A 13,044-nucleotide genomic window follows, 5' to 3' on the forward strand; every position below is an offset into this window, starting at 1 on the left:
CGATGACGCAAGCAATTGGGCGCAGCATGCGCAACACAGTGAGGGCCAGCGGCCCCGGGCGCCTGCTGTTCTGGGGAGTGGGCCTGGCGTTTTCGGTGCAGGTGGCGGCCGTCCTCTACACGCTGGCGCTGCGCATGGTCGAAGACGACGCGCTCCAGCGTTTCGAGCGCATTGCCCGCAGCGCCCAGTCGGCCCTGGTGACGCGCCTGGACGGCTTTGGCAACCTGGTGCGCGGCACGTCGGCGCTGTTCGGCGCGGCTGACGGGCCGGTCACGCGCAAGCAGTTCCATCGCTACGTCGAGGCGCTCGACATTGCGCGCAATTATCCGGCGCTCGAAGCGGTCTGGTTTGCCGCCGCGTTCGATAACTCGGCGCGCGATGTTTTCGTCAACGCGGTCCGCGCCGACCGCAGCCTCGATCCGGCCGGTTACCCCGGTTTTGCCATCACGCCGCCGGGCCGCCGCGCTCACCATGAGGTGTTCGTTTTCATCGAGCCGATGGCGCCGTTTGCCGACAAGTTTGGCCTCGACATCGGCGCCGATCCGGCCGTCGCCGGCGCGCGCGACAACGGCCAGTTCAATGCTTCCGGCGTGCCGGTGATGGTGGCCAAGCCCCAACTCCACCCCCAACTCGGTCTGCGCATGTGGCTGCCGGTCTACCGCAACGGCGCCGCTCAGGCCGGCGTTGGCGCACGCCGCGCCGCCTATCTCGGCTCGGTCGGCGTCGGCGTCGGCGTGCCGGCGCTGGTGCAAGGCGTGATCAAGCAGCTTGCCGTGCCCGGCCTCGAGCTGGCGCTGTATGCGGGGGGGAGCGGCAACAGCGCCGACCGCCCGCTCCCCGAGCTGGACGCCGCGCCGAGGACGGTATTCCAGGCGGTATTGCCAATCGACTTTAACGGCAGCCTGTGGAAAGCACGCTTCTCCCTACGCGGCGTTGACCTGTACAACCGCTTCGACCGGGTATTTCCCCTTGTCGCGCTGGCGATCGGGCTAATCGGCAGCATGCTGTTGTACGCGTTGTTCGTTACCCTGTACTGGTCGCGCCACACCGCAGTCGAGCAGAGGGTGCTGCTCGACACGGTGCTCGACAGCGTCGACGCCCACGTGTACATGAAGGACCGCGAACGCCGCTTTACCTATATCAATGCGCGCACTGCCGAAGCGATGGGGCGCGAGCCGCGCGACGTCATCGGCAAACTCGATCGCGACGTGCTGCCGCCCACCACCGCCGACGCCTATTGGGAGCAGGACCGCCAGGTGTTCGAACATGGCGCCCACCAGGCCACCCAGTTCGAGTTCGTCCAGCACGACGGCGAGGTGCGCCAGTTCTGGACGGTGAAGGTGCCAGTGCTGCGCGACGGCCAGGTCAGCGCCGTGATCGGCCTGTCGACCGACGTCACCGAGCTGCACAAGCTGAAGGCACAGGCCGATGCCGCCAACCTCGCCAAAAGTAACTTCCTGTCGAACATGAGCCATGAGATCCGCACGCCGATGAACAGCATCATCGGCATGTCGCACCTGGCGCTCAAGTCGGCGACCAGCCCCAAACAGCGCGACTACCTCGAAAAAATCCATCACTCCAGCCAGCACCTGCGGGGGATCATCGACGACATTTTGGACTTTTCGAAGATCGAGGCCGGCAAGCTCGACCTGGAACTGCTCGACTTCTCGCTCGACAGGCTGATGCAAAATGTCGCCCACCAGCTCGGCGACACCGCCAGCGCGCGCGGCCTGGCCCTTGAATTCGACATCGATGCGAACCTTTCTCCCCAGTTGCGCGGTGATCCGCTGCGGCTCGAACAGGTGCTGCTCAACTTCACCGCCAACGCCATCAAATTTTCCGACAATGGCGTGGTGCGCATCCGCGCGCGCGGGCTGCAGCAGTCCGACAGCGGCACGCTGGTGCGCTTCGAAGTGGCCGACAGCGGCATCGGCATGACCCAGGCCGAAGTGGCCGACTTGTTCGCGTCGTTCCACCAGGCCGACCCGTCGACCACCCGCAAATACGGCGGCACCGGGCTGGGACTGATAATCAGCAAGCAGCTGGCGGAGCTGATGGGTGGCGGCGTCGGGGTCGACAGTACGCCGGGCGCGGGCAGCACGTTCTGGTTCACGGCAAGGCTCGGCAAGGGCGTCAGCTTCATGCGGGCGGAATCGGAACCGGAACCGGTGCCGCAGCCGGTGCTTGACCAGATCGCCGGTGCCTGCATCCTGCTGGCCGAGGACAATGTCTTCAGCCAGCAGGTCTGCCGCGAGCTGCTCGAACAGGCCGGCGCCACCGTGGTGGTCGCCAACAACGGCAGGGAGGCAATCGCCCTGATGCTCCGACGTCGCTTCGATTGCGTGCTGATGGACTTGCAGATGCCGGTGATGGACGGTTTTGAAACCACGCGCATGATCCGCTCCGACCCGCGCCTGCGCGACGCGGTCGTCATCGCGCTGACCGCCAATGCGGGACGCGACGACCAGGCCCGTGCGCTCGCTTGCGGGATGGACGAATTCGTCACCAAGCCGATTTCGCCGAACCTGCTGTTGAAGGTGATCGCGGGCGCCCTGGGCAAACAGGCGTCGGGCCTGTCCGCTACCGACGGCGTAGTTAGCGCAGTGGCGGCCATGCTCGACATGGCGGCGCTGGCGCAAAGCTTCGGCGCCAATCCGGACAAGATGCGCAAGTATGCGTTCAGGTTCCTCGACTCGGCGCGCGACGGCCTGGCCGACGTCGCCGATGCACTTGCGCGCGACGACTTCGCACGCGCCGCCGACAATGGGCAGCGGATGACGGTTTCCGCGCGGGCGGTCGGCGCAATGGACTTCGCCCGGCTGTGCCAGGAGCTCGCGCAGATCCGCACCATCGGCGGCTGCGCCGCAAGCACCAACGCGGCGCATTTCTTCGACCTGCTGGCGCGCATGACGGCCCTGCGTGAGCAGCTGGCCACGCACATGGCGGTCGAACTGGGCGAGCCGGCGACCGCTGTGCCCGGCGACATGGTTGTCGAAGCCGTCACCCTACCGCCGGGCGCATAAAAATAGTATGCTGTGGCGCTGTCGACCCGGCTATTTATCGGAACACCATGGCATCTCCCGTCGCTCCCGGCCTGCTCATCCTGCACGGCAACCAGCTCGAGCAATTGCGCGCCGCGCTGTTCGGCTGGCTGCGCGACCATCCGCTCGCGCCTCTCGAGTCCGAGATCGTGCTGGTGCAGTCGAACGGGGTGGCCGAATGGCTGAAAATTTCGCTGGCCGAAAACATCGGCGTCTGCGCGGCGACCCGGGTGGCGCTGCCGGCGCGCTTCCTGTGGGAGACCTACCGCGCCATGCTGGGACGCGGCCAGGTGCCGCAGCGTTCGCCCTACGACAAGGCGCCGCTGACCTGGCGCCTGATGCGCTTGCTGCCGGTGCTGCTGGCCGAGGAGGTGTTTTCTCCGCTGCGTCATTTCCTTGGCGATGGCGATCCGGAACGCCGGCTGCAGCTGACCGAACGGATCTCCGACCTGTTCGACCAGTACCAGGTGTACCGCGCCGACTGGCTCGATGATTGGGCCGGCGGGCGCGACGTGCTGCGCGGCGCGCGCGGCGAGCAAACGCCGCTGCCGGCCGACCAATTGTGGCAGGCGGCGCTGTGGCGCGCCGTCAACGACAGCCTGCCCGAGGCGGAACAGCTGAGCGGCCGCGCCACCATCCACAACGCGTTCGTACGCGCCATCGAAGCAGGCGAGGCGCCAGCGGCCAGGCTGCCGCGCCGCGTGGTTTTGTTCGGCATTTCGGCGCTGCCGTACCAGACCTTGCAGGCAGTAGCGGCGTTGTCGCGCCACTGCCAGGTGCTGCTGGCAGTGCCCAATCCCTGCCAGTTTTACTGGGGCGACATCATCGAAGGGCACGAGCTGCTCAAGGCGCGCCGCCGGCGCCAGCCGCCGCGCGGCGGCGTCGACCGCGTCAACGTGCCGATCGAGGACATGCATACCCACAGCCATCCGCTGCTGGCGGGCTGGGGCCGGCAAGGGCGCGACTTCGTGCGCATGCTCGACGAATTCGACAGCGAGGCGCAGGGCCGCGTCGACAACCTGCGCGTCGACCTGTTCAGCGAAGGCGAGGGCGACACCCTGCTCGGCCAGGTGCAGGCGGCGGTGCGCGATCTGCTGCCGCTGTGCGAACATCCGCGCAATGCCGCTGGAGCGGCGCCCTCGCCAGGCGACCGCTCGATCGAATTTCACGTCGCCCACAGCGCGCAGCGCGAAGTCGAAGTGCTGCACGACCAATTGCTATCGTGGTTTGCTTGCGCATCGGCGTCTCCGTTGCGCCCGCGCGACATCGTCGTGATGGTGCCCGACATCGACACCTTTACAGCGGCCATCCATGCGGTGTTCGACCAGCACAAGCGCAGCGATCCGCGCTTCATCCCGTTCGAAATCGGCGACATCAAAGACCGCAGCGTCAAGCCGCTGCTGGTCGCGCTCGAATGGCTGCTGTGCCTGCCGCAGCAGCGCTGCCGCCAGAGCGAAGTGCGCGACCTGCTCGACGTGCCGGCGCTGGCGGCGCGCTTTGGCCTGCTTGACGCCGACCTGCCAATTCTGGGCCAGTGGATCGAGGGCGCGGCGGTGCGCTGGGGCCTGGACCAGCAGCACCGCAACGGTCTCGGGCTCGGCTCGGCCGGCGAACAGAACGCCTGGATTTTCGGCGTGCGGCGCATGCTGCTCGGTTACGCCAGCGGGGCCGGCGCCAGTTTTCAGGGCATCGAACCGTACGCCGAAGTGGGCGGGTTGGACGCCGCGCTGGCCGGTTCGCTCGCCCAGCTGATCGAAACCTTGCTGGCGTGGCGCGCCAGCCTGGACGTCGACCGCACGCCGGCCGAATGGAATGTTCAAGCGCGTGCGTTGCTGGCGGCCTTCTTCGACGTATCGAGCGAAGCGGATCGCCTGAGCATCGGCCAGCTGCACGACGCCCTGCAAGCCTGGCTGGAAACCTGCAGCAGCGCCGAATTTGCCGAGCCGGTGCCGCTGGCGGTGCTGCGCGAAGCCTGGCTCGGCGCGCTCGACGAGCCGACGCTGGCCCACCAGTTCGTCTCCGGCGGGGTGACGTTTTGCAGCCTGATGCCGATGCGAGCGGTGCCGTTTCGTGTCGTCTGCCTGCTGGGGATGAACGACGGCGACTTCCCGCGCCGCTCGCAGCAGGCCGATTTCGACCTGTTGACCTTGCCCGGCATGGCGCGCCCGGGCGACCGCTCGCGCCGCGACGACGACCGCTACCTGATGCTCGAGGCGGTGCTGTCGGCGCGCGAGAAGCTGTACGTCAGCTGGGTCGGGCGCAACGTGCGCGACAACAGCGAGCAGCCGGCCTCGGTGCTGGTATCGCAGCTGCGCGATTACCTGGCGGCCGGCTGGGACCTGGACCTGGCTGGCATGACCACCGAACATGCATTGCAGCCGTTCAGCCGGCGCTATTTCGAACAAGGCGGACTGCCGACCTATGCCGGCGAGTGGCGCGCCGCGCATACCGGCGCACCCTTCGAGGACGACAGCGTGCTGCCGCCGTTCGAGCTGGAACCCGATTACCGCCTGAAACTGGGCGAGCTGGCAAATTTTCTGCGGCAACCAGCGCGCTATTTCTTCCGCCGCCGGCTTGGTGTCTGGTTTGCCGACGTCGCTGCGCTGGGCCAGGACGAGGAGCCATTTTCGTTCAATGCGCTCGAGCGCTATCTGCTCGAGGACAGCCTGCTCGAGGACAGCCAGTTCGACGACGGCCAGTTCGATGTCAACGGCGCCGGCGCACAGGGCGAAGTGCGCGCCAGCCTGACGGCGCGCGCCGCCAGGCTGGCGCGGGAAGGCGTGCTGCCGATCGGCCTGATCGGGCGCAAGTGGCAGGAACAGCTGGTCGACGCCCTGCTGCCGGTGCGTACCGCGTGGTTGACGCTGGGCGCGCGCTTCCCGGGCCAGGCGCCGAAGCTGCCGATCGGCCTGCGTTTCGACGGCATCGAACTCGACGACTGGATCGACAGGCTGCGCACGATGGATGCGGCAGGCGCCCAAGGCGCCGACAACCCTGAGACGGCGTGGCTGACGCAGATCTCGTCGAAGGTGCTGGACAAGAAAGGCGGGCCGCGCGGCGACAAGCTGATCGGTCCGTGGGTGCGCCAGCTGGCCGCCGCCGCTTGCGGTCACAAAGTGACCGGCTACCTGGTCGCGCGCGACGCCATCGTGACGATGGCGCCGCTCGAGGCGCAGCAGGCGCGCACCGAACTGGCCGCCCTGATAACGCTGTGGCGAAAAAACCTGGACCAGCCGTTGCCGGTTGCCTGCAAGACGGCGCTGGCCCAGCTGCGCGGCGACGACGCGCGCGCCACCTACGACGGCGGTTTCGAACTTTCCGGCGAGGTCGACGACCTGTGCCTGGCGCGGCTGTGGCCCGACTTCGCCGCGCTCGCCGCCAGCGGCGAATGGGCCGCCACCGCCGTCGCACTGTATGGCCCGCTGGCTAACTGGCTCGGCGAGCATATCGCCGTGACAAAGATGGGTGAGCAATCAGCGGAACCGGCGGACCTGTCATGAGCGAACTGCTGCAACCTTTGATTTTTCCACTGCACGGCTCGCGCCTGATCGAGGCGAGCGCCGGTACCGGCAAGACCTGGACCATCGCCGCGCTGTACCTGCGGCTGGTGCTCGGCCACGGCGACGGCGACGGCGACGAAGGCGCTGGCACCGGCTTCGGCCGCGCGCTGCTGCCGTGCGAAATCCTGGTGATGACGTTTACCCGCGCGGCGACGCGCGAACTGTCGAACCGGGTGCGCGAGCGGCTGGTCGAAGCGGCCGCGTGTTTTCGCGACATGAGCGAATGCATCGACCCTTACCTCACCGCGCTGGCGGCGTCGTATCCAGGCCACGCCGAACGCCAGCAAGCCGCATACCGCCTGATGCTGGCCGCCGAGACGATGGACGAAGCGGCGATTTTCACCATCGACGCCTGGTGCCAGCGCATGCTGCGCGAGCACGCGTTCGATAGCGGCAGCCTGTTCGACGAAGAACTGGTCAGCGACGAACGCGCGCTGTTCGAAGACGCTGCCCACGACTACTGGCGGCAGAACGTCTACCCGTTAACTAGCAGCGCGCTGGCGGCCCTGATGGCATGCTGGCCGCATGTCGGCGCGCTCAAGCAGTCGGTGCGCGAGCTGGTGCGCCGCATCCACCTGCTCGGCGCGGTGCCGGACGTCGAGCTGGCCTCGCTGATCGCCAGCGTAGAGCGGACCCAGAAGGCCGAACTGGCGGGGCTGAAAGACGGCTGGTTCGAACGCGCCAACCAGATGGAGCAATGGATCGCCGGCCAGCGCGAGCAGGCGCCGAAATGCTTCAACGGCAACAAACTGCGCGCCGACTCGCTCGTCAAGTGGTTCGAGGCGCTGCGCGCATGGGCGTGCGACCCGGCAATGGTGATGCCGGCCTTGAGCGACACCGCCTGGCACCGCCTCACGCCTGACGGTATGCTGGACGCCTGCAGCAAAGGCTTTACGGCGGCGGCGCCGGCCAGCTTCGAGCACACCACCGACTTGTGGGACGCGTTAAAAGCGATCACGCCGCTGTCGCATGCCTTGTACAGCCACGCGGCGTCCAGCATCGCGCGGCGCATCGACGAACTGAAAAAACGCAGCCGCCAGTTCGGTTTCGCCGACATGCTCGAACGCCTGAAAGCGGCCCTCGAGGGCGAGAACGGCGCGCAGCTGCGCGCCCGCATCACGGCGCAATACCCGGTGGCGATGGTCGACGAATTTCAGGATACCTCGCCCGATCAGTACGCCATTTTCAACCTGCTGTACCGGGTCGGCGAGAACGACCGCGCCCAGGGCCTGTTCCTGATCGGCGACCCGAAGCAGTCGATCTACGGCTTTCGCGGCGCCGACATCAACAGTTATTTGGCTGCGCGCGCCTCAACCGCGGGCCGCCATTACCAGCTCGGCACCAACTACCGCTCCACTACGGCGGTGGTGGCGGCGGTCAACCAGTTGTTCCTGCACGCCGAGCATGGTTTCGCCGCCGGAGCGTTCAAGTTCAAGAAGGGCGACGTCAATCCGCTGCCATTCGACGCCGTCCTTGCGCACGGCCGCGGCGAGCGCCTGGTCGGCGTCGACGGACCGTTCCAGGCGCTGGCGGTATGCAGTTCCGAGCGCGACGACATGGGGGCAAACGAACACCGCGAGTTTTTCGCCCACCATTGCGCCGAGCATATCGTCGCGTTGCTGAACGACCCTGAGGCCGGCTTCGAGCAGGACGGCGCGCTCACCCGCCTGGTGCCGGCCGATATCGCCATCCTGGTGCGCGACCGCCGCGAGGCGCAAGCGATCCGGCGCGCGCTGGCGCAGCGCAAGGTGCTGAGCGTCTACCTGTCGGACAAGGATTCCGTGGTCGACAGCGTCGAGGCGGCCGACGTGCTGCGCTGGCTGCAGGCGGTCGCCAATCCGCTCGACGGCGCCCTGGCGCGGGCCGCGTTTGCGACCCAGACCGCCGGCCTCCCGCTGGCGGCGCTGGCGCGCATCGCGTCCGACGAACTGGCGTGGGAAGCGCGCGTCGAGCAGCTCAAGGCGCTGCACGCAGTCTGGCAGCGCCAGGGCGTGCTGGCGATGCTGCGCCGCTTCGTGCACGAATTGAACCTGCCGTCGACATTGCTGCGCCAGGCAGGGGGCGAGCGCCGCCTGACCAACCTGCTGCACCTGGCCGAACTGCTGCAGTCGGCCAGCCGCGGCCTCGATGGCGAGCAGGCGCTGATCCGCTGGTTCGCCGAGCAGGTGGCAGGTTTGGGCGAGGGCGGCGAGGGCGGCGAAGAACGCGTGCTGCGCCTCGAAAGCGATGCCGACCTGGTCAAGGTGGTCACGGTGCACAAGTCGAAAGGCCTCGAATACCCGCTGGTCTACCTGCCGTTCGCCGCCACCGCGCGCAAGACCGACCGCCGCAACCGCAGCTTTTTCGAGTTCGTCGACGGCGACGACAAGCGCCGGCTCGACCTGGCGCTGTCGGACGAGGCACTGGCTGCGGTCGACCGTGCCCGCATCGAGGAAGACCTGCGCCTGCTGTACGTGGCGCTGACGCGCGCGCGCCATTTTTTGTGGCTAGGGGTGGCGGCGGTGGCGGCCAGGAAGGCCGGCGAAAACAAACTGCACGAATCTGCCCTCGGCTACCTGCTGGGTGGCGGCGCGGCGATTGCAGCCCTCGATATGAACGCGCGCTGGGAAACCCTGCGCGGCGGGTCCGGGGCGATCGAACTGAAGGCGTTGCACGCGCCCGGGGGCGTGACAATGCTTGCGCGTGAGCAGGCGCACAAGCCTCTGGTCGAGGCCGCGGTGTTCGGCGGCCGCGTCGAGCGCGACTGGTCGGTCGGATCGTTCACTTCGCTGACGCGCCAGACAAGCGCGGCGCCGATGCACGCCCAGGAAGAGACGATGCTCGAAGAAGCGCCGAAGCAGGCGAGCGGGCCTACCCAGGACACGCCGTGGCACCGTTTCCCGCGCGGCCCGGTGCCCGGAAATTTTCTGCACGAGCAGCTCGAGTGCCTGGCGCAGGATGGTTTTGCCAGCGTTCACGACATCGGCTTCGAGGCGCGCATGAAAGCACGCTGCGAACGCGCCGGCTGGGGCCATCGCAAGGACGACGCCATCGCCTGGCTGCGCGAGATCGCCATCACGCCGCTGCCGCAGCTTGGCGCGGCCTTGGCGCAGCTGGGCGAAGTGCTGCCCGAAATGGAATTCTGGTTCCCCAGCCGCCATCTCGACAGCGCCGCGCTCGACGCCCTGTGCACGCGCAGCCTGCTTGAAGGGGTCGCGCGCCCGGCGCTGCCGGAGCGCCAGCTACACGGCATGCTGAAAGGCTTCGCCGACCTGGTGTTCGAACACGAGGGACGCTACTGGGTGCTGGACTACAAATCGAACGCGCTCGGCGCCAACGACGCCGCCTACGGCCGCGCCGCGATGGCGGCCGGAATGGCTGGCCACCGCTATGACGTCCAGGGCGCGATCTACATGCTGGCCTTGCACCGCCTGCTGCGCAGCCGGCTGGGCATCGATTACGATCCGGCGCGCCAGCTGGGCGGCGCGCTGTTCCTGTTCCTGCGCGGGATCGCCAACCCGTCGACGCGCGGCTGTTACCTGCTCGAACCGGACCTGGCCCTGCTCGACGGCCTCGAGCAGCTGCTGGGCGCCGACATAACCGGAAACTCCCCGAATGAATGAGATGGACCCGCTGTGGGCCGAAGTGGAGGCCTTGACCGAGGCCGGCCAGCTGCGCCGGCTGTCGGGCGCTTTTGCCCGTTTTATCGGGTCGGTCGGCGCCGCCTCGCCGGGCTTGACCCTGGCCTGCGTGCTCTTGTCCGAGCTCGAAGGGCGCGGCCACAGCTGCCTGATGCTGGACGAACTGGTCGACGACCCGGTCGCGTTGATGGGCTGGAGCGTTGAACAGTGGCGCGCGCTGGCCGGCGCCTGCGCCGGCCAGCCCAAGACCGTCAAGGCGTGGCGCGCGCTGCTCTCTGGCGCGAGCCAGGTGTGGCAGGCAGGCGAACTCAGTTTCGAGCAGCCGCTGGTGCTCGACGGCGAGCGGCTGTACCTGCGCCGCTACTGGCGCGACGAGACGCTGGTGGCCGCCAGCATCGCCGCCCGCGCGCGCGCGCCGGCGCACCTGGCCGTCGATGCCGGCCAGGTGCGCGCCTGGCTCGACATCCTCTTTGGCAGCCATGACGCCCATGACGCCGATGGGCCTAACTGGCAGAAGCTGGCCTGCGCGATTGCCTTGCGCGGTTCGGTGTCGATCATCACCGGCGGCCCCGGCACCGGCAAGACCTATACCGTGGCGCGCCTCTTGGCGCTGCTGTTCGCGGTGGCGCCGGATGCCGGCGGCCAGCGCATTGCCCTGGCGGCGCCCACCGGCAAGGCCGCTGCGCGCCTGAAGCAGTCGATCGACAAGGCACTCGCCGAACTGGCCGACAAGGTCGGCGACCAGCTGCCGCTGCGCGAGCTGACAAGCCGCATGGGCGCCGCGCGCACCCTTCACAGCCTGCTGGGGGCGCGGCCCGACACGCGCGCCTTTGCCCACAACCGCGCCAATCCGCTCGACGTCGACGTGCTGATCGTCGACGAGGCGTCGATGGTGCACCTGGAGATGATGGCGGCGCTGCTCGACGCGCTGCCGGCCGGTGCGATGCTGGTGCTGTTGGGCGACAAGGACCAGCTGGCGTCGGTGGAGGCGGGCGCGGTGCTGGGCGACTTGTGCCACGACGCCCAGGCCGGCGGCTATGACGCGGCCACCCGGGCCTACGCACTGGCCGCCAGCGGCGAAGCAATCCCGCCGCAGTTGCAGGGTAGCGCCGGCGCGCTGGCACAGCAGACCGTGATGCTGCGTCACAGCCGGCGCTTCAGCGGCCCGATCGGGCAACTGGCGCTGGCGGTCAACGCGGGCGATGTCACCCGCGCCGAGCAAGTGCTGCGCGATGGCGGCGATGCGGTGCACTGGATCGAAAACGCGCAGCAGCAGCACGTGCTGCAACTGGCCAGTGCCGGCTACCGGCCGTACCTGGAAATGATTGACGGGATTGAAGGCAAGCAAGAGGGCGCCGGCCACGATGATTGGGTGCGCAGGGTGCTGCATAGTTTCGAGTCGTTTCGCCTGCTGTGCGCGGTGCGCGAAGGCGAGTGGGGCGTCGGCGGCTTGAACCCGGCGATCGAACAGCGCCTCGAGTCGGCGCGCCTGATTCGCCGGCGCGGCGACTGGTATGTGGGGCGGCCGGTGATGGTGACGCGTAATGACTACGGCACCCGCGTATTCAATGGCGATATCGGGCTGACGCTGGCGGATCCGGCGCGGCCGGACTCGCTGCGGGTGTATTTCCTCGAAGGCGACGAGGTGCGCAGCGTGCTGGCGACGCGCCTGCGTCACGTCGAGACGGCATACGCCATGACGGTGCACAAGTCGCAAGGTTCTGAGTTCGCGCACACCGTGCTGGTGCTGCCCAAAGCGGGCGGCGCGATGCTGGCACGCGAACTGGTCTACACCGGGATCACGCGGGCAAGCAGGCAATTCACGCTGGTGTCGCCGGCCAGCGCGGTGCTGGCCGAAGCGGTCAAGCGCAAGACCCAGCGCGCCAGCGGCTTGAGGAAGATGCTGGAAGGGTGAAGCGCGCCGGTCTTAGGCGCGGCGGTGGCGCGCCTTGGTGTGCTTGGCGATGCGGGTGCGCGCCGACGCCTTGGCGGCGCGGCCTTCGGCACGCGGATGGGCGCGCGCGACGCGGACGTCTTCGCCGGCCATGAAGCGGCGGATCGACACCGCGTCGAAGGCGCGCACCGACGACGCCCCGGCATTGAGCAGCACCAGGGTGGCGTTCTTGCCGGCTGCCTTGATGCGCATGATCAGGCAGCGCCCGGCTTCTTCGGTATAGCCGGTTTTCGACAGGCCGATGTCCCAGCCCTTGGCGCCGACGAAGCGGTTGGTGTTGTGGTATTCGACGCCGCGGCCATTGATGTTGATGATCTCTTTCGAGTCGGTCGTGATGCGGGCGATTTCCGGGTAGGCCGAAGCGGCGAGTGCCATCTTTACCATGTCGGACGCATTCGAGCGGTTGTTCGGCGACAGGCCGGTCGGCTCTTCGATCGAAGTCTGGGTCATGCCGAGCGCGGCGATCTTGGCCTTGACGGCGGCCTTGAAGGCCGCGGTGCCGCCCGGGTAGGTGCGGCCGAGCGACGCGGCGGCGCGGTTATCCGACGACATCAGCGCCAGCTGCAGCACGTCGCGGCGGGCGATGCTGGCGCCGACCGGCACGCGCGAGGTGCTGTGCTTGAGCACGTCGACGTCTTCCTTGTCGATCGAGATCGGCGCGTCCATGTCCTGCTTGGCATCGAGCACGACCATCGCGGTCATCAGCTTCGTCAGCGAGGCGATCGGGACGATGGCGTTGGCGTTTTTTTCGATCAAAACCTTGCCGGTATCGTCTTCGACGACGAGAACCGATTGCGATCCGTACGCACCGGCAATGGCGGACGCGGCGGAGACCGTCAACAGGACGGTGGCGAATAATTTTTTCATCT

5 protein-coding genes are annotated in these 13,044 nt (G+C 67.9%); 4 read left to right on the forward strand and 1 reads right to left on the reverse strand.

All coding sequences use genetic code 11. From position 1 onward, the window contains the following. Nucleotides 1-2: 2 nt before the first annotated feature. Genes CR103_RS07950 through recD form a run of 4 tightly spaced genes read left to right on the forward strand, consistent with a single transcriptional unit; the run spans nucleotide 3 to nucleotide 12,136 of the window. Nucleotides 3-3,023, forward strand: a complete 3,021-nt coding sequence (locus CR103_RS07950; RefSeq protein WP_229442877.1) for a CHASE domain-containing hybrid sensor histidine kinase/response regulator family protein — start codon at nucleotides 3-5, stop codon at nucleotides 3,021-3,023. Between the two features lie 47 nt (nucleotides 3,024-3,070). Next, complete coding sequence (recC, locus tag CR103_RS07955; protein ID WP_099915452.1) at nucleotides 3,071-6,541, forward strand: exodeoxyribonuclease V subunit gamma; 3,471 nt, start codon at nucleotides 3,071-3,073, stop codon at nucleotides 6,539-6,541. Then, complete coding sequence (recB, locus tag CR103_RS07960; RefSeq protein ID WP_099915453.1) at nucleotides 6,538-10,203, forward strand: exodeoxyribonuclease V subunit beta; 3,666 nt, start codon at nucleotides 6,538-6,540, stop codon at nucleotides 10,201-10,203. Before recC ends, recB begins: the two co-directional genes overlap by 4 nt. Next, nucleotides 10,196-12,136, forward strand: a complete 1,941-nt coding sequence (gene recD, locus CR103_RS07965; protein ID WP_099915454.1) for an exodeoxyribonuclease V subunit alpha — start codon at nucleotides 10,196-10,198, stop codon at nucleotides 12,134-12,136. Before recB ends, recD begins: the two co-directional genes overlap by 8 nt. Before the next feature lie 12 nt (nucleotides 12,137-12,148). Here recD and CR103_RS07970 read toward each other — a convergent pair whose 3' ends face one another. Then, complete coding sequence (locus CR103_RS07970; RefSeq protein WP_099915455.1) at nucleotides 12,149-13,042, reverse strand: serine hydrolase; 894 nt, start codon at nucleotides 13,040-13,042, stop codon at nucleotides 12,149-12,151. Between the last annotated feature and the right edge of the window lie 2 nt (nucleotides 13,043-13,044).

It is taken from the genome of Massilia psychrophila, from assembly GCF_002760665.1.
Classification (GTDB): domain Bacteria; phylum Pseudomonadota; class Gammaproteobacteria; order Burkholderiales; family Burkholderiaceae_D; genus JAFCUW01.

Excerpts from the sequence above, each read along its gene's own strand:
- recD (WP_099915454.1), top strand. The coding sequence starts at position 10,196 with ATGAATGAGATGGACCCGCTGTGGGCCGAAGTGGAGGCCTTGACCGAG.
- CR103_RS07970 (WP_099915455.1), bottom strand. The coding sequence starts at position 13,042 with ATGAAAAAATTATTCGCCACCGTCCTGTTGACGGTCTCCGCCGCGTCC.
- recC (WP_099915452.1), top strand. The coding sequence starts at position 3,071 with ATGGCATCTCCCGTCGCTCCCGGCCTGCTCATCCTGCACGGCAACCAG.
- recB (WP_099915453.1), top strand. The coding sequence starts at position 6,538 with ATGAGCGAACTGCTGCAACCTTTGATTTTTCCACTGCACGGCTCGCGC.
- CR103_RS07950 (WP_229442877.1), top strand. The coding sequence starts at position 3 with ATGACGCAAGCAATTGGGCGCAGCATGCGCAACACAGTGAGGGCCAGC.